Origin of the sequence: Sphingobacterium yanglingense (genome assembly GCF_004363245.1) — a bacterium.
GTDB lineage: Bacteria > Bacteroidota > Bacteroidia > Sphingobacteriales > Sphingobacteriaceae > Sphingobacterium > Sphingobacterium yanglingense.
The window spans coordinates 1,134,906-1,155,745 of sequence record NZ_SNYV01000011.1; the positions used below are offsets into that span (position 1 = coordinate 1,134,906).

Below are 20,840 nucleotides of genomic sequence, written 5' to 3' on the forward strand. Positions count from 1 at the left end.
GCAATACATGGAAGATCTGATAAGCAAAGTTTATAATGTGGTATGGAGTGATGCGTTGGTCTATCTTTGTCTTATCACCGGTATCTATTTTACAGTTCGATTTAAATTTCCGCAGCTTACACAACTCCGGGAGATGGTACGTCTCCTTTTTAAAGGCAGTAGTTCGGACAAGGGGATTTCTTCTTTTCAGGCCTTTTCGTTGGCCATCTCTGGCCGCGTAGGTACTGGTAACATTGCAGGAGTAGCCACAGCTATTGGTATGGGCGGACCCGGAGCCGTATTCTGGATGTGGATCATTGCATTTTTGGGAAGCGCCTCGGCAATTGTAGAAGCCACTCTCGGACAGATGTACAAGGAAGTAGACCAAGGTGAATATCGTGGGGGACCTGCCTTTTATATTTTAAAAGGACTACGTTCAAAAATATTTGCCTGGACTTTTGCCATTGTCACTATAGTAAGCACCGGTTTCCTGCTGCCTAGCGTACAGAGCAATAGTATCAGCGTCGCTGTAGAGAAGGCATTTGCTATTCCGCCACTGTTTACCGCCCTATTTTTAGCCGGACTGCTGGGCATCATTATCATCGGTGGTGTAAAGCGCATCAGCAAGGTAGCCGAATTTGTCGTTCCTTTTATGGCAGGCGCCTATATTCTGATGGCTCTGGTAATCATTGCACTCAACATACAGGAAGTACCGACTATATTAGCACTGATTATCAAATCGGCCTTTAATATGGAAGCTACTTTCGGCGCTGTGGCTGGTAGTGCTATAGCCTGGGGCGTAAAACGTGGAATATATAGTAATGAAGCGGGGCAAGGAACCGCTCCCCACGCTGCTGCCGCCGCAGAAGTATCCCATCCAATCAAGCAGGGACTTGTACAAGGGTTTTCGGTCTACGTAGATACACTTTTTGTATGCACAGCCACCGCATTAATGATACTATTCACTGGCCAGTATAATGTACAGGCGCCCGAAGGTGGTTTTATTGTCGAGCATATCCCAGGTACAGAAATGGGACCTGCCTACACGCAGCAGGCAGTAGCGCACCACTTTCCTGCATTCGGAAATATATTTGTGGCCTTAGCGCTCACTTTCTTCGCTTTTACCACAATCATGGCCTATTATTATATCGCCGAAAGTAATGTCAGTTTTATCAGCAAGCAATCCTCAAAACGTATTATTGTATGGCTGCTGCGTGTACTCATCCTTATATCAGTATATATGGGCTGCGTAAGCACTGCCGAGTCTGCATGGACGCTGGGCGATATAGGTGTAGGGATGATGGCATGGCTCAACCTTGTTGCAATCATACTACTCCACCATAAAGTACATAAACTCTATAAAGACTATCAAGACCAACTGTCACGCAAGGAAGACCCTATATTCGACAACAGCAGATTCAATTTTAGAAATATGGACTTCTGGGCTAGAAGAAACAAAGAATGATTATTCTCCAGGCGCTGAAGGGCTTCTAAACATACCATTATCAGCTAATATCAGCGGGTCGGCATTACTGATGCCATTGAGTTCGGCATTAAGCCATACGAGTGCACCATCACTCGCATTCAATGCCAATAGACCTACAGATTCACCCTGTGCTGCTAAATTATTGCCGTAGGCATACAATCGCCCATTGGCGTATGTCGCTGAGGCATCCAGTCCGATATTATCGTTCTGCCATAGCTTTGCGCCGTCTTCCAGCCGCACCAGATAAGGATGACCGTCAGCATTAACCGTGCTTCCATTTTCATAGATTCCGAGAACATATTTACCGTCGATAACGGTAGGCGTATAATACCCCACCATATCGCCTCCACTATCCTTTTCCCATATCACCTGGCCATTGCTGATATCTATACAAAAAAGCTTACCGCCCATACCTACACTACGGCTCCCATGCAAGAGTGCTTTGTTACCTGAAATAATCGGGGTACCTGCTCCATAGCTCGCATCGGGCATTGGTACACGCCATGACTCCTTACCGCTAGAAAGATCGATCGCCACTAAGTCATTCATCGGCACTAGTAGTGTATTTCCTGAAATCTTAGCCCTACCGGTTACAGCCGTCTCGGCAGCAAGAGTAAATGTCTGTATAGGTTTACCATTAGTTTTATCCAATAGGTATAGCTTATTACGTTCGTCACCCCATAATGCGGTACGACTTGAGCCTACAATCACATATTTATCCTGCACACTCATGTAGGTCGGATAATAACTATTGCGTGTACCATCAAAATCCGGATCCAAGGAGCGCGACCAAAGTATTGTACCATCTTGTCTTAGCGCAACAGCTATTCCAGAGTATCCTATACTATAACAAACACCATCTTTGAAGCTAGTCTGCACCTCGCTGGCAGTTATTGACTCCTCTTTAAAGAAAGACTTTCGCCATATAAGTTGTTTGCTATTCAGATCAATAGCATTGATCGTATTGCTTTCATCTCCGTTATAGATTTTGGCACCATCCGAATCCATCCCCGATACATCATTCTGTCTTCCAAAATAAAACAACATCTCAGCCTTACCATCACTGGCACTAACCTGATATACCTTTCCATTACTACTGGTAAGGATAGATTTATTAGTTCCTCCATTATCAAATATCGGTTCATTTTCTCCACCATGGGAATTATCCTTGCTACAGGATATTAGAGCTGGAGCTAATACAATAACAAAAGATGCGACTAAGATTTTTCTCATAGGTAACAGCTTGATTGAATAAAAGTAACGTTAGTTTATATCACTAGTTATATAACGTAAAAAACCTGAGGATTAGTATATTACAAACTATATTTTTCAAATAGTGAGCAGCATTACTTGTAAAATCAAGGAAGTTGTTTTTATTTGATCAGTTTACACTGGGTAAACTATATATTAAAAGCAAAAGGGTTCAGAATAATCTGAACCCTTTCTAGCTTTTTTACAGATACCCTTTTTTTCTGTTTCGACGTTTCTTTTTTCGAATAAACCCTATGTCTATTCTTTGCGGGTACTATAATCAAGCATTTATATTATAAAAGACATCTCCTACTCGAGGAGCCATCTGTTTTGTGCTGCTCTTTGTTATAATAACGCTGCATATTTTATATTATTGTGTCAGTTAATATTTTTATCCAAAATATTTCTTGTGGTACAGGTCCTTCATCTTGTTGTAACGGTACGGATGCTCTTTGGTCACATGATATCCGCCACAGTGCTCACAACTATATTCGTATCGTTACCTCGATTAACTACTCAAATCAATTATTTCGCGGAGTTCGGCCATGAACCAAAGGAATGCTGTGAGCACTATTTTTAATGAATCGACGCTAAAATATATTTGAAAACCATAATGTTTTTTAAAATAAGGGGGTGCACACCCTTCCCCCCCCCCCCTGCGGACCACTAAAAACCATCCAAAAACCGCGTTTAGACTCCATAGACCGTGTTTTGCATAAGAAGCCGAAAAGCAGCAGGAATCACCTTTTCGCACCCCCACCCCTTTTCATTGGCCAGAAACCGCGTTGCCCCCCTCAAATCTCAACCCTCCAATCACCTCTTATTCGTTATACCTTTGATTTATAATGTTACAGAGGTTACAGGGTTATAAAGTTATAAGAGAAAGCCTTCATAACTAGATAACAGGCATAGTGAAACGGAGTCCCGACACGGTCGGGAATACTAAAAAGCACTACTCGAGACTGTCAAATAAACAAGACTGTTTAATTTGCCAACAGTCGTTCGCATTTACTTCCTTTATCCACGTTAATCATCATATCATATTTAGCATCCAGCGAATGGATATTGATTGCTGGATAATTCTTATCACTGTCCGATTCTGAAACTCCAATTATCAAGTACTTTTCGGGGTAGTTTTCTTTGAGAAAAACACCCAACTTCTTATATGCCACAAATTCCGGGTCGTTTTCGATATGAAAGTTATGTGCCCATACCACCGCACGCGAGCCAGCAAATACATGCTGTTTGAGATTCTCGTACATCATAGAATCCCTTGGAAAAGTAGGATCATCCCATAAGTTTGTAAATTGCTCTAACTCTCGAAAAAAAACACTGTTTTCTTTATTTCCAATCTGCTCTTTCAGAGCCCTTACGTTATACTTCGCTTTTTTAAAATGATTAAGCCATTCGGTAGTCTTTATTACTAAGACACCACTGTCGAGAATAGAGCGAAGGCTTTGATTTATCAATTTTTGAGTCTCACGTATTTCTTCCAACATTTTGAGGTCGTCACCTACGTATTTCTCAATCTTGGATAATGGGATAGAATAGTTCTGACAATCTATACCAACAATCTTTACCTTCCTGTAGTTGCTTGTGTTATGTTGTTTTAACCATTCCAACATTTCTAGAATCTCTACAGTATCAAAAAGACCAATCCCCTGCAAAGAATAAGGTTCATTCAGAGAGGCTAAAATACCTTTGGGATCCAGCTCTATCTCACCATGAATATAGCTATTGAGGATATCCGCTACACTCATTGAAGCTTCTAGGGCAATAATATCTATGATATTATGTTGCACAAAATGTTTTATCAATTCAACTTTCGACTTGTAATATCCTTGACGAAAATGTTCTGCCTCACCCAAACCAATAATGTCATACTGCTTCATATTATCGGAAAGCGCATTTAAATCCTTGTCTGAAAAGGACTGAGCCGGGGCTCTTACAGTAAACAACATGAGTAATGCGGCTAATATAAGTCGATGCTGATACATAATTTATAGATTAGATTGTTTTCCTATATGATGTCCTAAGTTAGGTATTTCCATAACAGTAAAACAAAGTACCTGCTAGCGCTCCTTTGTATAAGGTGTGCTTTTCACATTTGCCCTCGCTAGTATCCTACTAAAACTAAGCAGAAATATGAAGATATAAAAAAGCACTACTCAAAGGAATAGTGCTGTATAGCAATACAGAACGCAAGGGTTATCTGCTAGATTACACTTACCATAAAAAGTCAATGGTTTTATTTTTCAATAAAATCTTTTGTTGTAAGCTGTTCTCCAAAATGATGCACGACCTCATTAAGTACATAGTCTTGCTGATACTTATTGAAGGCAGATGTCGCATCGGAAATCAGGAAGGTATTGTACCCCCGTTCGTGGGCATCACGCAACGTACTCTCTACACAGACATGAGTAGCGTAACCGACCAAATACAGGTTTTCAATCTTATTGTTACGTAAGTAGACATCGAGATTGGACCCTGTAAAACCGCTAGCCCCTACCCGTCCAGTAACTACAAACTCACCACTAGCGGGCTTTACCGTATCATAAAACTGAGAGCCAAATTCATTGATGGGAAATGTACCTGCATTGGGGATAGCCTTACGAAGCCCACTCTTTCCGTTGGCTATCTCCGGGTATCCTTTTTCAAAACGTAAACCGACATGGATTACCTCAATACCTTCGAGCCGTGCATAGTCTAATGCTTTTTCTATATTTCTGATTGAGGTATGCATCATCTCCTTGTCGGTGACCAGCGCCCTGTAAAGTTTCCCGTCCGAATGCATCCATTCGTTCTGTGTTTCGATAAGAATCAAAGCTGATTTTGGCTTTGTCTGTCCGTGAATGTCTTTCATTGTCAAAAGAGTTAGGATAATTAAAAGTATTGTTCTCATTTCAATTAGTTAAAATCAAGTTGTAAAGGATTGTTAATATGTTCGTGGGATACTTTGGAAACAGCCTGCCAACCGTTCGGGTACTTTATATAAGACAGGTAATCCGTGATTACCAACTCACCTACCCTAAAAAACTGCACCTTCACGACCGCTGTACGACCAGTGATGTCCAATACATCAATCTTAAAGTCGAGTTTTCTAACCCCGGATTTTACTTTTGCAGGATCATTTTTATAGGCTTCTACCACTTTCACCCAATCGGAAAGTCCTAGCCTCATTAACCCACCCTGCTGAGGTATGAGAATCGCAAAATCGCGATGAAAACCTCGAAACATAGCCTTGGTGTCCATTCGGTTTAGAGCGCCATTTACAAATGTTTCTTCGACCAGGCATTCTAATACTTGCATCTCACAAATACTATCAACGGGCCTTTCTACCTCAGAATAAACACAGCATTTTTGATCGACAGACAACACTTTGGCATGATCAGCGACCGCTTCCTTGGGCACTGTTGTCGATATTGTTACTAATACAAGCATACTCATAATTGCATCTTTCATACATTAATTGAAGTTAATATTCATAAATTGTAAATAATCTACAATTGCAAATTAATGTCTTAATTTTTATATTTACAACATTAATTGTAAATAAATTACAAAATGAGCAAAAACGAGGAGAATAAAGATCTGTCATTTGACTTTGATTTTTTGGATAAATTAGTGGTAGGGATAGGTGAGGTATCTCAGATTACCAGTATTCCCACTCGCCAAATCCGCTATTGGGAGGATAAGAATATTATAACCAGCCTAACGGAAGAGGAAGGTAAAAACCGTCGCTATAACTATGAAAATATAAAGAAAATGCTCCTGATAAAGGAGCTGATCGACGAGGGCTATACACTGGATGCAGCAGCCGAAAAAGTCAAGAAACGAATGGAAATGATTGCCGATACGTTGAACAAATTACAAAACAAGCTAGGATAACTGATATTCTAGCTCTAACATCGTAAAACTGTGGGCCTATCATAGCAGAATTTAATGATGGCTACCACATGTACCCTACTCATATGACAAGGTCAATACAATAACCAAGAGATCATAGTAGCAGTAAATAATAATGATACAATAAACACAAAATCGCCACCTCTAGTTCTTATCCTAATAAAAATAAGCCAATAGATGAAAAAAGCACTACTCGAAGTGCATAGTCTTTCACCTATCCTGTCACTTTTACAAAACAGCTGTTAGTATACGTCTTTTATTAATCTTTATACTTAGCTTGCTTTTTAATCACATTGATAAGAGCAGCGACAATTTCACTTTTAGATAAACGTTCCTTCTTAGAATAAATTAAGAAGTCTACTTCGCCCCTTTCTTTTGTTAGGATTGTCACATCTGCAAAACCCCTTTCTTTAATTAATATATCAATATCTCCAAAGCCACTTTCTTTAATTCTAACCGAACGATCACCAAAACCTGAATGCTTTATAATATAATCCGCTTCCAACTCATTGTTAGTTACTCTAACACTAAAGTCTCCGAATCCAGAATCTTTAAATTGAACAGAAATATTACCGAAACCACTTTCTTTAATTCGGATTGACATATCAGCAAACCCAGAATCTTTGATTATTACAACCTCCTGGCTAAAGGAAGAACTTGTACTAAATAGAACACATAGCAATATTAATATTTTAATTTTCATAGTTTTATTTTAAAAAGCTTGACCCAATGATAGCGTAAACTAATATATAAAATATTTCACTAATCTTCCTTCATTTTTCCCTATATAGGATAAAAATATAGTCAGATTTAAAATCTATGTTATTTTTAACCGGCCTACCCTACATAGATAGTGAACTACGGCAAAACTATCGCAATGAATTTTGCTATGATACAAAAAGCACTACTCAAAGTAATCGTGCTGGCCTACACATTACATCTAAACCTGAAAATCTAAGTGTCGAAAGTATTTTCATTATATTTTATATCTTTAACTCATAAAGTCTTTTTTATGGAAGTCAGCAAGCCAATTATACAGATTTCGGATCTTCGGAAGTCATACGGATCAAAACAAGTACTAAAGGGAATAAACATTGATATATATCCGGGACAAGTCATTGGTTATATCGGGCCTAATGGAGCAGGAAAATCGACTACTGTCAAGGTGCTAACGGGCTTGATTAATGATTTTGAGGGACAGGTTCTTATTAACGGTATAGATATTCAGTTGGATCCTCTTACCGTAAAAAGTCAGATTGGATATGTGCCAGAGAATGCAGAATTGTATGATGTATTGACGCCGATAGAGTATCTTGACTTTGTGGGCAAGCTGTACGGGATGGATGATGTACTAATCGAACAACGAACACTACAATTGCTCAAAGCTTTTGGCCTTGAGGCGCAGGCCAACAACAGAATGGATACTTTCTCTAAAGGAATGCGCCAAAAGATACTTTTGATATCGGGTATAATCCATAATCCGCAGATTATCATATTGGACGAACCACTTTCTGGATTGGATGCAAACGCTGTAATCATCGTCAAAGAGTTGATTTCGCTATTAGCGAGAGAGGGGAAAACGATATTCTACTGTTCGCATATGATGGATGTTGTTGAAAAGGTCTCAGACCGTATTATGCTCATCTCGGAAGGTAATATTATCGCGGACGGTACTTTTGAGCAATTGAAAACCAATCAATCGGATTCGCTGGAACAGATCTTTTCGAAGCTCACAGGCAAGGAAAACGGAAATAGCGAAGCCTCTAATATTATTTCAGCTATTCGTTAATCTAAGATGCAGAAACTAACGTTAAGATTTATCTTGCTTTTCAGCAAATTATGGACTCGGATGGGGATTGATGTGGCTCAACTAAGGCTAATCATAGAAACAAAACTGACTATCGATGACCGTAGCCCGCTAACCTCATTTGGAAAGAATCAAGATAAAAAACCGTCCAAATATTCCACTTGGTTTCAGTTTTTCATCTTTATGCTGATGGGTGCCATATTCTTATCATTTGTATACACTATTCCAGATAAGTTCTTAGCTACATCGATATTCCTGACATTGATACTGTCTATGTTATCGCTATCACTCATCACGGATTTCTCTCCTGTACTGCTGGATAATAAGGATCAGTATATTATTCTACCGAGGCCTGTGAATGATAAAACGCTGGCCTTCTCGAGAGTACTTTATATGCTGATAAAGATATCGACGCAATTATTAGCATTGTCTTTACCTACCATCATTTACATCGCTATCAATTGGGACATCGTACCTGTAATCATCTTTTTAATCCAACTGGTCTTAAGCAGCTTAATTGCCGTCTTTTTTGTTAACATTTTTTACTCCTTATGTCTACGGTTCTTATCTATTCAAAAGTTTAAGGACCTGATCAGTTACATTCAGATATTTTTCTCGATTTTCGTCTTTATTGGTTATCAAATCGGACCTAGAGTGATGGCCAACGTAACAGAAGGAACGAGTAGTGTGCATCAGCTGAAATTACTTTGGCTTTCACCGGGTACATGGATTGCTTCATTTCAAGGCTTATGGCTACAGGATTTTAGCATGATGACGATCAGCTTCTCGGTATTGAGTATACTGCTTCTCTTGGTAGCCATTTCAGGATCCTCACAGTTATTTTCTAAGGATTTTAATAGTAAAATCGCACGGTTAGCTGCTGGTGATACACCTGTAGAAAGAGCGGAAAACGTCAATGTCGACAAGATTCCTTTCTACAAAAAGATTGAAAAGTTAGTAACGAGCACTCCTCTGGAAAAAGCTGGATTTTCAATTGTGTGGCTCATCACTGCCCGTTCGAGAGAGTTTAAGATGCAGCTATACCCTACTCTTGCCTATCTGCCTGTTTACTTTTTATTTCTATTCTCACAGGGAAAAAAGAATTCATTTGCTGCGAAAATAGACGACTTGAACACATCAGGGCTTTATATCATGATGTTCTATTTGTCACTTTTGACGGTACTAACGGTGTTTCAGCTTGTGACGAAGAGTGATAAATATAAGGCGGCATGGATATACTATGCAGCGCCTATCGGACAGACTGGAGAGCTTATGTCTGGCGTACTAAAAGCTTCTTTCTTGAAATATTTTCTGCCGTTCAACCTCATATTTTTACTGATCTGTGTTCCCTTATTTGGTATACATGTAATCAATGATATTTTACTGGCAACGGCTATAGGTGGAGTGGAATGTGTACTGATTACGCTTTTCTTGGTTAAAGCATTTCCATTTTCGCAGGCCGTACAGAATGGCAAAAGTAAGGTCTTAGTCAACCTTATCGTACTTGGTCTTTTGGGCCTAATAGGTTATCTGCACATTATGCTTCATCAATATGAAATGGCAATCTGGGGGACAGCTCTACTGATGTGGATTGTATTTTTCTTTCTCATTAAAGTTCTAAAGAAGGAAAACTGGAAGAGCCTTGATTTCGAGACGGGCTAATTACATTTGCCTCCTCCGCTCGGATACTCAATGAAATTAAACATCTATAACAAAAAAACATCCGACATTCGATAAAGATAATGTCTCAGTTTAAAATAAAAGCACTAATATGAATACACTGACTGTATATAACGTAATCAATAAAAGCACGGACCTTGTACTTGAAGTTGGTGAAGCAACTGTAAGCTTGAATGAGCAGGATCTAAATATATTGGTTTCCTTTCCTGAAAAATATACTATGGATGACCAGGTCTGGGATATGCGACATTTGAAAATACGATAAGTATCAACAAACGGAATAATGAATATCTCCTAACATGGACGGGATTCGTTCCTGATATTAATTATCACGATTTTTATAAATCCATGGAGCAACGCTTCGCTTTTACACTAATCACCACCTGTACATTGAAGTGATAAATTCGGCAAATTGGATATATGTTATTGAATTGCTTCAAAATGACTATATTTATACATTAAACTCTTGTTTTTAACTAGTTATAGTATAATTATCGGATTATGAGTAAAAGATTATTTTTATATGTGTTTTTTGTCTTGGCTGTTTCCTGTAGTAAGGAAAGCTCGGATGAGTATGCCGCTGGAGACAATCAAAAAGGTATTGTTGGCAAATGGAAACTAGTCGAAACCAGAACCAGTGATGGAACTGGAAAAATTCATGTTGTTGATAAAACGAGTGAAAACCGGACTATCTCTTTCGATTCAAAAGGAAAAACTACTGATGATCGTTTTTTTTGTGGAGGCGAATATACGTTTGCACCAAAAGAGCCTAGCGAAATTAACGGTGCGAACCTAGTAATTTCATTTGGATGTCGGAATATGGATATTGCACCTACATCTGCCAGATATCATGCTTTTATCAAGGACAATAATCATCTGACTATCAATGATGAAAATTGTGACGAAAGCTGCGCTGAAGTTTATAGGAGACTAAAGGAATAAGCTTCATAGCGATACAGCAGGTTATTCAATAGAAAACGTAGAACATGAAGTATTTAATAACATCACTTTTATTATTAATTGGTATAGGCAACAGCCTTGCCCAACTACCGAAAGGTCTCGCTAAAAGCGACTCAACGCTTCTTGAGAACTTCAATTATACGCTCGATGCTCCGCGCCCCAATGAAACCAAAGGAGTTGTAGTTCTATTGCCAGGGTTATTCGACCATCCGCTATCGGTTTTCTTTGAATCAGATCTTCCCGCTGTACTAAATGAACTAAATTATAGTGTTATCATTCCTGTTTTATCCCAAAAGGGAGACAAGTTTGATTTATCGGAGCAGTCTGTGCGTAACCTTGGTAAACTAATAACGCAATACCTAGAAGTGTCTAATCTAAGGCTAGATACTCCTGTTATACTTGGTGGTTTTTCCATCGGAGGTACAAGAATTCTCAAATCCTGTGCAATCGAAAACAGTGCAATGGCAGCCTTAAATATTAGTCATGTCTTTGCTATAGATCCTCCACTGGATATGAGGCGTTTATTGGCATCGGATGCTAAATACAACCAAAACTTCTTAAAAGAAACACTAGAAAATGAGGTGGGAGAAATAAATGAGGAAAAATTGGCTTTACTATCACTGGTAGACATTAACAACATAGGGAGTATCCCTCCTCTAAATATAAAAGGTGCTAAAGTAAGGATCTACAATGAGCCCGCACTCGAATGGCAGATTGGAACCCGCAAAAGAGACTTATTGGATTTGAACTTATTGGATCAGTCGGTATATGTAAACTTTATGAACAGAAAGTTCCCTGACACTAACATTGAGCTTATCCTTAGTAAAATCGAAGGTACTAGAAAACAGACCGGAGACAGGAATCCACATTCTTGGAACATAGTGGATACTGATGAATTTATTGACTGGATAAACTAGTCGCCCATCATCATCACTGGTCTTTGTTCATGCATAAGTTCGCGGATGACATTTGTTGATTTATCCAAGAGATAGGTCTTGCCACCAGACTCTACAACAAACTTTCCGTCAAACTGTATACCGGCATTGTAGTACTTGTTTTCGAGCACGATATTTCCCTTCTTGTCGATTATCCCCCAAAGATCGCTTGTATAGTGAGCTCCTGAAGAGGTTGCTCTCTTTCCATAGCTAGCGTATCCTTTATAAAATCCTTCAACGACACCGACAAATTTAAAATCAATAGCCGTAGCTCCTTTCTTATCAATAAAGCCCCAGTATCCATCTTTTAAAACAGCAGCCAATCCTTCAGAGAATGGTTTTGCTTCTTCATAAATTAACGGAATAACGACCTTGCCTGACTTATCTAAAAAACCACTTTTACTATCCTTGACAACTAAAAAGAAACCTTCAGAAAACCGCTCTACCTTATCATAGCCTTCGCCGATAATGGGCTTACCCTTTTTATCCCAGACTACGTCCTTATATCCATCCTGCCCCACTCCATAGACAAACCCGTCTTCGGCAGCGTACAAACGCTTATAATCGGCCGGTATGAGTATCCTTTTCTTCATGTCCATTAACCCTTTTTTTCCGTTCTCTTCCATCGAATAGGTAACGGAATACCCATTCACGCAAGTCGATAAAAATGGATACTGAAAATCTATAAGAACATTTCCCTTGGTATCGATCAATCCATGTAATCCATTCTTTTTCGCTACAGCATTGCCTTTCTCAAAAGCATAAATAACCTCATACTCTAAGGGGACAAGGATTTGATTGCGAGAATCAATAATTCCGGATTTATTGTATCTTTCCACTACGAATTGATTTTTCTTGTCCGCTATCCGGACAAAACCATCATAGAGCGGTTCTATCAAATAGGCTCCCTTTCGATCAATGAGTCCATATTTGTCGCCCATACACACTATAGCGGTACCGTCCTTAAATTCGTCGGCATAATCATAGCGAAAAGGAAAAATAGCTTTCCCAAGGGTATCAATAAACGAATACTTATCGTCAAGCCTAACAGGTATCAGGCCCTCTGAACAACTACCAATATAATGGTAAATACAATCGGTCAATGGTACTCCTTCTTTATTCAATATTCCTTTCTGCTCGCTAGAACCATATAGATAGTAGTGGAACTCGTCTTGGGCAAACGTAGGAAAACTAAATAGGGAGGCTGTAAAAGCCAGTAATAATATTCTAAACATCGATTGAAATAAAGAGGAAAAGTAGCAACTTTATCTCTAAATAATATATTTTTTTTTCGACAACGGCTATTTATAATTTTTCTGTCGACGCATAACTACATGTGAATGCTAGTGCCCTTATCTTCTGAAAATAAGTTGAAAGATTATGACACCAAAAAGCCGTTCCGAGTTCGGAACGGCTTTTTAAAATCATCTCTTTATGAAGGCTAGGTATTTATAACGTGTCCCTCCATATTTCGGGGTGATCAGTCTGAATAATCCGTATAAATGGATAGGTCTTCAGGAAATCGGCATAGATGGCCTTACCTTTGGATAGCGCCTGTTGGTCAACTTCTCCGAGGCTATTAAGCCAAAGGTATATCCCTTGCTCCTTGAGCTTTGAAAGACTTTGGATGTCTGTAAACGATTCATCAATGTGGATTATCTTGGTACGCCCCTCTTTTAGAATAGCATTCAGGTCCTGCATGTTATTGGCTCTAGGAAACAGTGTGATCTCTTTATTGAGTTTAGATGCGGAGGCCATATCCTTGTAATCGTACAAGAAAAATAATACCTGATCCTGCATACCTGCCGCTACAATCTGATCAAATGCGGTCCGGATATAGGCTCTATTTTCTTCCTTGAAGTCTATATCTATGATACACTTATTTTTACAGATCGCTAAAGCTTCTTGGAATGTCGGGATCTTATGGGCCGAGATAGCTCCATGTGCAGTCTCCCTAAGGTTCAGTGCACTGATTTCGGCATAGGTTAAATCGCTCACCTTTCCCTTCCCTGTCGTCGTACGATCTACAGTTTTATCGTGCATAAGGATCAACACTCCATCCTTAGTACTACGGAGGTCAATCTCTACTATGGATACGCCTAGGCGGATAGCTTCCTGAAGAGAAGCAATGGAATTTTCGGGGTATTTATTATGTGCACCTCGATGTGCGGCTATATGGAATTCCTGCTGGGCCAAACGATCCAGCAATATCTGGGACTGCCCATAAACGGTCAGGGCAAAACTCCAAACAACTGGGATCATTAAATAGCGAAAATATCTGGTCATGATTTATTTTTTTTGAAGTTCAAAAGAGTCGAACAATTGGCCATTTAACTTATAGCTTGAAAAGTGAAGCTTATCATCTGTAACACGGATAACCTGGTAGAGTTGTGTTCTTGAAGCGGATACTTCCATCCATCGGTCAGAATCCGAATCGTACATCTTGGGACCAGCTACGGAAAGAAGGTACACAGGACGTTCGCGTCCGGCAGTTCCTCGGGCATAGGTATGATCATGTCCCTGTAGTACGAGATCAACACCGTATTTTTCAAAAATGGGTTTAAACCGCTCACGAAGGATCGTGTTATCCCTGTTTTTGGCCGTAGAGTATACGGGGTGATGCATTAATACTACGTTCCATTTTTTAGTGGAGGTTGCCAATACTTCTTCCAGCCATCTTGCTTGAGTCTCAGCTACGACCGAATCCAGCATGATCAACTGTGAGTTTAAAGATATAACCCGAAGATCCTGGTAGTCGAGGTAGTACACTGCATCCTGTAGATTCAAGGGACCATTTGTCGGTAGATCAAACTGTACCTTCCAGTGTGGATCTAGTACCAGCTGTCTTAATGAATCACGCGTATACTCATGGTTGCCCGGTGTGGGCACCGCCGGAATCATCTGATGGATAAACCCTGCTGCTTCATACCACTCGCCCCATTCGCTATCCGTGTTGGAGCGATTGATCAGGTCTCCGGCATGCATAATAAACCGGGCATCGGGGGTCTGCTGAAAGGCTCTGCGGATACTACGTGACCAGCGTGAACGTAGGTCATTCTGAGCATCGCCAAGGTAGATAAAAGAAAAATCACCCGAAATATCTGCTGTACGGAACTGATTCCACGCACTCCAATGCTCGCCATCACCTACGCGATAAGCATATACTGTCCCTGGTTTTAGATTGGTAAAAGTAACCCGACCATACTTATCCTGCTGTCCGGCACCACGGTCGAGACTGAGGAAGGTTCCACTGACTGAGCGTGCCTTCTCTTCCAGGTCAGGACTACTCTCTTCTTCAACGACCTGTCCAACAAACCTGTCTACAGTTGCATCTGCACGCCAAGTAACAGACTGCGTGCTGGCAGGATTATCTGACCAAGTCAACATAATCCGATCAGGCAGTTTTGCAACGGATTTCTCCTGCGCATAACTACAGGACAGGACAGCGCTTAACACAACGCTGAAAAACAATTTAGATACTATACTCATATTTATTTACTTAAAAAATTACCAAGGTTTTCCAGTACCTTGTAGTAACCAAGGTTTTGACCAAGCACTATTTTCCTTATCAGCCTGTGAATGGGCGGTCTTTTCTATGCGAGATAAGGCCTCTTCGGCATTTTTCTGATTGACTGTCATCTCGTTCTGCATGTATGGGATACGTAAAGGAAGCTCCGTACGTATCGCCGCTGGCCCGGCTTTCAACTGTGGATAGCCTGTCCTTCTGTAATCAAACCATGCCTGCGTCGCTGTAGACCAGTTGGATATCCATTTTTGCTCCATAATCTGTGCCTGAGTATTTGCAAAGGCTACGCCCGGTTGTTGCATGTAGCTCGTATAGTCCGCTGCCTTGCCCCAACTTTCCAGCGATAGATGGATTGCTCTGTCGTAGTATGCTTTTGTCCCCTCGGGAGTTGCCCAACCTTTCCATGCAGCCTCTGCCAGGATAAAGGCGACTTCGGACGCTGCGAGCAGACGCGCCTTAAGAAGGGGACCTTTGGCCTGACGGTAGATATCATTAAGATAGGATACATGTGGATTCATTGAGGTTTGCCCCGGTGTTGGATTCAGGTTATAAGCAGATGGATTTTTCGAACCACTTGCAGGCAGTCCGACATAGTTCGGATCGGTATCCACGGGGATCCCCTGTACCACATCGGGAGATACGATACGTGTACCATTGACAATCTTATCGGTATTAGGCGGCTCGCTGGCACGCACTTCAATAGGAATCTCTACCCGTTTGGCCCATACGGACAGGCGCGGATCACGGAGCTCCTGCAAACGGTCCACGAAGGTCGCACACATCTTGACCCGTCTGAAGTTACTGCCGCTGGCGTCGAAGATAGCATTGGAAGGCCATGAATCGCCTGAATTGCTTCCGATGAAACCCATCGTCACTTCTTGGTCTACGGAAGTAATCAATGGAAACTCATTTGGATTGACCAATATATGTTCGATTCCCTGCTTGGCGAAAGTAGCCTCTTTGTCTGCTATTCGCATATAGTAGCGCAAGGCTAATGAGTTGGCAAAGCGTCTCCATTTGGATACATCGCCATTAAAATACAGATCTGCTCCAGCCAGTACATCATAGGTACCATTGGGCTTGGAAAGAATCGCATTTGCTTGCTTAAGCTCCTCGATAATCCCCTTATAAATAACATCCTGACGATCAAACTTTGGAAAGTTGTACTGCGCCCCGCCAAGATCGGCTTTGAGTGCATCCGTGTAGGGGGCATCTCCCCATAGATCAGTAATCAGTCCAAAGAGGTAAGCTCGCATAACAAGTGACACACCGTGATGAAAATCAAGGCCCAACTCTTGCGAACGTCTCAACATCAATTCATTGTCGCGAAGGTAGCCATAATAACCCTCCCAGCTCAAAATCCCTCCGGTCCATTCGTAATCATTATGTGCTCCAAACCAGGCGTCCAATTGGGTGTACTGCACTACTCCGGACATATCGCCAAAACTGAGATCATTGTATTTACTGGCCGCCCCGCTCAATACGGTAGGAAGCAACAGATTGGGATTAGCGTCTTTCTCACTGATGTTATTAGGGTTTACATTTAACTCAGTCAAGTCTTTACAGCCTACTAGGGTCAGCGTGAGGCCGAACACTATTATATATTGTTTGAGATATATCAATTTATTCTTCATGTTATAAAACTTGATAAATTAGAAGGTTAAGTTTAATTTGAATCCTATTGGCAGCGACCAAGGTGTAACATTATAGCGTTCTATTCCTTGCTTAAAACCTACGCCTGTCTCCGGCTGGAAAGCCATTTCTGGATCTATCCCTACATTGGCCTTGGTCCATAAGATCAGATTGCGTGTATATATCCCTACGCTACCTGAACCGATCCCCATCCGCTTCAACCAAGCGCCGGACACATCGTAACTAAAGGATAGTTCTCTAAGCTTGATAAAAGAAGCATCAAATGTAGCCGCATTCATAAAATCCCAAGGGTAATTGTCCGAATAAGCAATGTATTTGGTTCCTGCCCCTCCTAGATTTTCGGTGTACCCTGTAATGTTACCGTTGGCATCGTACTGGGCGATCACCCCGGGGTTGAATACACCAAAGTTGCCCACAGCACCGCCTACATTGATCGGATAACCTCCGTACTCATCGCCCGGTCCTCCAACAATTGGGTAATGGTTGCCCTTTACCCTGACTAGATCATTTTCGATCAGATAGTTGCGCAGCGCATCTCCTGTCAGACCATTGGGGTTGATCAGTTCATCCAAAAAGCGCTGGGTAGTCAGGTTGGACTCAAAGTATCGGTATGTCTGGGACATAAACTTGCCTCCGAAACGCATATCTGCGGCCAGATGCATACTCCACTTATTGTAACGCAGAGTAGATTGTATGCCCATAGAGAAATCGGGATTAAAGTTTCCGATCTTATTACGACTGTTGTTGATACGTATGGCCTGCCACGCTCCATTTTTATTGAGAATAGGAAAGCCGAAATAAGGAGATGAAGGATCTTCGACAGTAACCAGCTTGGAATCGTACAGATCACCTATCTCTTCGCCTACGTAAGTCCTCGCTCCTCCACGACCGTCAGTCCAGAAGGTATGGAACTCAGCTCCCTCAGACAATTCAACAATACGTGTACGGTTACGATGCCAGTTGACTCCGATGTCCCAGGTCCAGGTATCGTTTACGATGGGGCGTCCTGATAGCGCGAGCTCCACCCCCTTGCTACGAAGTAGGCCGGCATTCATATTTTTAGACGTAAACCCACTAGAACTAGGTAAGGCTGTCGAGAATATCTGATTTCGGTTATCAAGCTTATATACGGTAGCTTCTAGCTTTAAGCGATCGCGGTATAATCCAAAATCTACTCCGTACTCGAAAGAGGTAGCGATCTCAGGCTTCAGATCCGGTACCAATAGGGAACCTGAACGTGTAAGACGTAACACCTCGCCCCAGCTGCCTGGGTTGGATACCACATTGTACAGGCGATAGGCATTGGTGTCATTACCAGCCCTAGCGATACCGCCACGAAGCTTGAACAGGCTGATAGCTTGCGGCAATGGCAGCAACTGATCGACCAATAAACTCAATGATGCCGAAGGGTAGAAATAGGATCTATTGTTGACGGGTAATGTACTGGACCAATCGTTACGTGCTGTCAGATCCAGGTATACCATATCTCGATAACTAAGGTTCAACAGTCCATACACACTGTTTACAGCTTTTTCGGAAATAGCGCTGTAAAAGTCGAGATTAAGCGGGCTGATATTCGTAAGGTTATATAGTCCTGGTGTAGTCAGTCCTGCTCCGTTTTTGGACATGTTCTGTACGGAATTACCTTTGTAATAACGCATGTTGCCTCCTAAAGATCCTGCTGCTCGGAAGTCACCCATTTTACGGGTGTAAGAAGTAAGGAAGTCTACATTTTGCTCCATATTGGTCAGGTTGACTATACCGTACGCGCCTCTTGGTTCATTGGTGTAGCTATAAGGAATTTTGGTCTCCCTATTTTCCCAGAAGATATCATTTGCATAACGCAACATCAACGTCCAATCTTTCTTGATCTCCCAATCGAGTCTAAGGTTTCCGAATGCACGGTCCCGTACGAATGCATTATTCACGCCATAAGCCAAAAAGTAAGGATTGTTGTGACTCCCGAAAGAAGGTGAACGCTGTTTGAGTTCTTTCTGTCCGGGAAGCCAGTAGTCTTTCAAATCCAATATATTGATATGAGGTGCAATCTCATATGCTGCCTGAAGAGGGTTCGTCCCTCTATTTCCAGCGGGGCGATTGTTGGAGTTGTTACGACTCGCATCTAGTGAAAGTCCCAAAGAGAGGTTGTCCCGTAGATGCATTGTGGAATTGACATTCAAGGTATTTCTGAACAGATCAGAATTGGGTACAATTCCCTTGTTATTCATATTTGAATAAGAAAAGCGGTAGTCTAGGCTCTTACTTTTATTCGCTAGCGATATACCATTGGTGGTCGTGATTCCAGTCTGCACAAAATTTTTGATATTATCCGGATAGGAACGTAGCTCTGTCGGTATAGGATTGCCTTGAGCATCCAGTGGACTATTCCATTGGATGGCTTTATAACCTTTGTCCAGTGCTGGCCCCACCATATAGCTGGAACTCTCATCAATACGGAGATCTCCGGGCTGATCACCTGGCTTCCAAGGCATGGTACCACTGGCAAACTTATTATGGAGCTGAATGAATTTATATGGAATATCAAATACGGTATTACTATTGACCGCTATAGTCATTTTCTCCGCATTCTTCCCGCTTTTTGTTGTAATCAACACAACTCCATTGCCTGCTCTGGAGCCATACAAAGCTGCCGCGCTAGGACCTTTCAGCACAGAAACACTTTCAATATCCTCGGTATTGATATTCGAAATAGAATTTCCGTAATCAACCTTATTATCATCCCCTATCTGACCTATGTTGGCCAGACCACTAGTAAGTGGTACGCCATCCACAACAAATAAAGGTTGATTGTCGGAACTCAATGATGATGCCCCACGGATCACCATACTCACTGAAGATCCTGTCGGTCCTGTCGAGCTGATCGACACTCCTGGTACCTTACCTGCCATCGCTACCATAAAGTTGTCGTTACTCACGCGGTTCATATCATCTCCTTTGACCATACCTACGGCATAGCCTAACGAGCGGTCTTTACGTTTAATCCCCAAAGCGGTGACAACGACTTCACCCAATTCACTCTCTTTGGTCTGTAATACCACATGCTGCGTCGGTGTGCCCTCTCCGATATATAGGTTCTTTAATTCTTGATGATTATAACCAATATGATTTATAGTGATCGTGTATTCGCCTTCGGCTAACGTAAGTTGAGCATTTCCCTTAGCATCTGTCAGCGCAGTTTGCTTAGCAGAGATGACTTTAACAGAAGCTCCGGCTATTGGCATTTGTTGTGCATCGGTCACGCGCAATCGAAGGACAAAAGATTGCTGCTTTTCTATCCGTGTAAGTACAACGCCTCCATTTACTGGTCTAAACTGAATATTGGTATGGCGCAGAATATAATCTAAGACCTCTTCAAACTTTGCGTTTTGAAATAACTTTTCATTAACCCGTATCCGTTCTAATTGTAGTACCTTCTTGTCGTAGCCGATGGCGTTTCCGCTGTGCTGCGCCAATAAGGATAAGGCCTGCTCTGCATTACCTGTCTTTAGATGTATGCTAATACGTTGGGATGGATATGATGCTTCTCTCGCACTTGTAGTAGTGGCCTGTGCTACACCAAAGTGTACTAACTGACATAACGATAAGGCTACTGCCAGTTTTGTAAGCTTAACAATTTTATACATATATTTGTGAAAA

Annotated in this window: 17 protein-coding genes; 7 read left to right on the plus strand and 10 right to left on the minus strand. The window is 41.3% G+C overall.

The window, feature by feature from the left end:
* Positions 1-7: 7 nt before the first annotated feature.
* Positions 8-1,444 carry an alanine/glycine:cation symporter family protein gene (locus tag CLV99_RS07185; RefSeq protein WP_133583793.1) on the plus strand — a complete coding sequence of 479 codons (1,437 nt, stop codon included), beginning with the start codon at positions 8-10 and terminating at the stop codon, positions 1,442-1,444.
* On the opposite strand, the gene CLV99_RS07190 is transcribed toward CLV99_RS07185, so the two are convergent.
* From CLV99_RS07190 to CLV99_RS07205, 4 genes are all read right to left on the minus strand, one after another.
* Positions 1,445-2,698, minus strand: coding sequence for an outer membrane protein assembly factor BamB family protein (locus CLV99_RS07190; protein ID WP_133583794.1), 1,254 nt, complete (start codon positions 2,696-2,698; stop codon positions 1,445-1,447).
* 1,001 nt (positions 2,699-3,699) lie between these two features.
* Complete coding sequence (locus CLV99_RS07195) at positions 3,700-4,713, minus strand: erythromycin esterase family protein (RefSeq protein WP_133583795.1); 1,014 nt, start codon at positions 4,711-4,713, stop codon at positions 3,700-3,702.
* Positions 4,714-4,964: 251 nt separating this feature from the next.
* A complete protein-coding gene (locus tag CLV99_RS07200) occupies positions 4,965-5,579 on the minus strand; it encodes a cysteine hydrolase (protein WP_211348443.1) in 615 nt (204 codons plus the stop codon).
* 44 nt (positions 5,580-5,623) lie between these two features.
* Entirely contained in the window at positions 5,624-6,178 is a 555-nt protein-coding gene (locus CLV99_RS07205; RefSeq protein WP_133583797.1) for a nuclear transport factor 2 family protein, read from the minus strand.
* 102 nt (positions 6,179-6,280) lie between these two features.
* Here CLV99_RS07205 and CLV99_RS07210 point away from each other — a divergent pair, with 102 nt between their 5' ends.
* Positions 6,281-6,604, plus strand: a complete 324-nt coding sequence (locus tag CLV99_RS07210; RefSeq protein ID WP_133583798.1) for a MerR family transcriptional regulator — start codon at positions 6,281-6,283, stop codon at positions 6,602-6,604.
* Positions 6,605-6,881: 277 nt separating this feature from the next.
* Here the strand turns inward: CLV99_RS07210 and CLV99_RS07215 are convergent, their stop codons facing one another.
* Positions 6,882-7,325: a hypothetical protein gene (locus CLV99_RS07215; protein ID WP_133583799.1), complete on the minus strand. Its 444-nt coding sequence runs from the start codon at positions 7,323-7,325 to the stop codon at positions 6,882-6,884.
* Between the two features lie 309 nt (positions 7,326-7,634).
* On the opposite strand from CLV99_RS07215, the gene CLV99_RS07220 reads away from it, so the two are divergent.
* The 5 genes from CLV99_RS07220 (at position 7,635) to CLV99_RS07235 (ending at position 11,986) form a co-directional block, all read left to right on the plus strand.
* Positions 7,635-8,411 carry an ABC transporter ATP-binding protein gene (locus CLV99_RS07220; RefSeq protein WP_133583800.1) on the plus strand — a complete coding sequence of 259 codons (777 nt, stop codon included), beginning with the start codon at positions 7,635-7,637 and terminating at the stop codon, positions 8,409-8,411.
* 6 nt (positions 8,412-8,417) lie between these two features.
* Positions 8,418-10,091 carry a hypothetical protein gene (locus tag CLV99_RS07225; RefSeq protein WP_133583801.1) on the plus strand — a complete coding sequence of 558 codons (1,674 nt, stop codon included), beginning with the start codon at positions 8,418-8,420 and terminating at the stop codon, positions 10,089-10,091.
* A 109-nt stretch (positions 10,092-10,200) separates the two neighbouring features.
* Positions 10,201-10,374: a hypothetical protein gene (locus CLV99_RS23170; RefSeq protein ID WP_162850046.1), complete on the plus strand. Its 174-nt coding sequence runs from the start codon at positions 10,201-10,203 to the stop codon at positions 10,372-10,374.
* Positions 10,375-10,610: 236 nt separating this feature from the next.
* Positions 10,611-11,051 carry a hypothetical protein gene (locus CLV99_RS07230; protein WP_133583802.1) on the plus strand — a complete coding sequence of 147 codons (441 nt, stop codon included), beginning with the start codon at positions 10,611-10,613 and terminating at the stop codon, positions 11,049-11,051.
* A gap of 44 nt (positions 11,052-11,095) precedes the next feature.
* Positions 11,096-11,986, plus strand: a complete 891-nt coding sequence (locus CLV99_RS07235; protein WP_133583803.1) for a hypothetical protein — start codon at positions 11,096-11,098, stop codon at positions 11,984-11,986.
* Here CLV99_RS07235 and CLV99_RS07240 read toward each other — a convergent pair.
* From CLV99_RS07240 to CLV99_RS07260, 5 genes are all read right to left on the minus strand, one after another.
* The gene (locus CLV99_RS07240; protein ID WP_133583804.1) at positions 11,983-13,239 is read right to left on the minus strand and encodes a WG repeat-containing protein; all 1,257 of its coding nucleotides are present in this window, start codon (positions 13,237-13,239) and stop codon (positions 11,983-11,985) included. The two genes, CLV99_RS07235 and CLV99_RS07240, sit on opposite strands and share 4 nt — an antisense overlap.
* Positions 13,240-13,453: 214 nt before the next feature.
* A complete protein-coding gene (locus CLV99_RS07245) occupies positions 13,454-14,290 on the minus strand; it encodes a glycerophosphodiester phosphodiesterase family protein (RefSeq protein ID WP_133583805.1) in 837 nt (278 codons plus the stop codon).
* Positions 14,291-14,293: 3 nt separating this feature from the next.
* Complete coding sequence (locus CLV99_RS07250) at positions 14,294-15,493, minus strand: purple acid phosphatase family protein (RefSeq protein ID WP_133583806.1); 1,200 nt, start codon at positions 15,491-15,493, stop codon at positions 14,294-14,296.
* An 18-nt stretch (positions 15,494-15,511) separates the two neighbouring features.
* Positions 15,512-17,164 carry a SusD/RagB family nutrient-binding outer membrane lipoprotein gene (locus tag CLV99_RS07255; RefSeq protein ID WP_133583807.1) on the minus strand — a complete coding sequence of 551 codons (1,653 nt, stop codon included), beginning with the start codon at positions 17,162-17,164 and terminating at the stop codon, positions 15,512-15,514.
* Between the two features lie 18 nt (positions 17,165-17,182).
* Positions 17,183-20,827, minus strand: a complete 3,645-nt coding sequence (locus CLV99_RS07260) for a SusC/RagA family TonB-linked outer membrane protein (RefSeq protein ID WP_133583808.1) — start codon at positions 20,825-20,827, stop codon at positions 17,183-17,185.
* Positions 20,828-20,840 lie beyond the last annotated feature (13 nt).

Excerpts from the sequence above, each read along its gene's own strand:
- CLV99_RS07185 (WP_133583793.1), top strand. The coding sequence starts at position 8 with ATGGAAGATCTGATAAGCAAAGTTTATAATGTGGTATGGAGTGATGCG.
- CLV99_RS07190 (WP_133583794.1), bottom strand. The coding sequence starts at position 2,698 with ATGAGAAAAATCTTAGTCGCATCTTTTGTTATTGTATTAGCTCCAGCT.
- CLV99_RS07195 (WP_133583795.1), bottom strand. The coding sequence starts at position 4,713 with ATGTATCAGCATCGACTTATATTAGCCGCATTACTCATGTTGTTTACT.
- CLV99_RS07200 (WP_211348443.1), bottom strand. The coding sequence starts at position 5,579 with ATGAAAGACATTCACGGACAGACAAAGCCAAAATCAGCTTTGATTCTT.
- CLV99_RS07205 (WP_133583797.1), bottom strand. The coding sequence starts at position 6,178 with ATGAAAGATGCAATTATGAGTATGCTTGTATTAGTAACAATATCGACA.
- CLV99_RS07210 (WP_133583798.1), top strand. The coding sequence starts at position 6,281 with ATGAGCAAAAACGAGGAGAATAAAGATCTGTCATTTGACTTTGATTTT.
- CLV99_RS07215 (WP_133583799.1), bottom strand. The coding sequence starts at position 7,325 with ATGAAAATTAAAATATTAATATTGCTATGTGTTCTATTTAGTACAAGT.
- CLV99_RS07220 (WP_133583800.1), top strand. The coding sequence starts at position 7,635 with ATGGAAGTCAGCAAGCCAATTATACAGATTTCGGATCTTCGGAAGTCA.
- CLV99_RS07225 (WP_133583801.1), top strand. The coding sequence starts at position 8,418 with ATGCAGAAACTAACGTTAAGATTTATCTTGCTTTTCAGCAAATTATGG.
- CLV99_RS23170 (WP_162850046.1), top strand. The coding sequence starts at position 10,201 with ATGAATACACTGACTGTATATAACGTAATCAATAAAAGCACGGACCTT.
- CLV99_RS07230 (WP_133583802.1), top strand. The coding sequence starts at position 10,611 with ATGAGTAAAAGATTATTTTTATATGTGTTTTTTGTCTTGGCTGTTTCC.
- CLV99_RS07235 (WP_133583803.1), top strand. The coding sequence starts at position 11,096 with ATGAAGTATTTAATAACATCACTTTTATTATTAATTGGTATAGGCAAC.
- CLV99_RS07240 (WP_133583804.1), bottom strand. The coding sequence starts at position 13,239 with ATGTTTAGAATATTATTACTGGCTTTTACAGCCTCCCTATTTAGTTTT.
- CLV99_RS07245 (WP_133583805.1), bottom strand. The coding sequence starts at position 14,290 with ATGACCAGATATTTTCGCTATTTAATGATCCCAGTTGTTTGGAGTTTT.
- CLV99_RS07250 (WP_133583806.1), bottom strand. The coding sequence starts at position 15,493 with ATGAGTATAGTATCTAAATTGTTTTTCAGCGTTGTGTTAAGCGCTGTC.
- CLV99_RS07255 (WP_133583807.1), bottom strand. The coding sequence starts at position 17,164 with ATGAAGAATAAATTGATATATCTCAAACAATATATAATAGTGTTCGGC.
- CLV99_RS07260 (WP_133583808.1), bottom strand. The coding sequence starts at position 20,827 with ATGTATAAAATTGTTAAGCTTACAAAACTGGCAGTAGCCTTATCGTTA.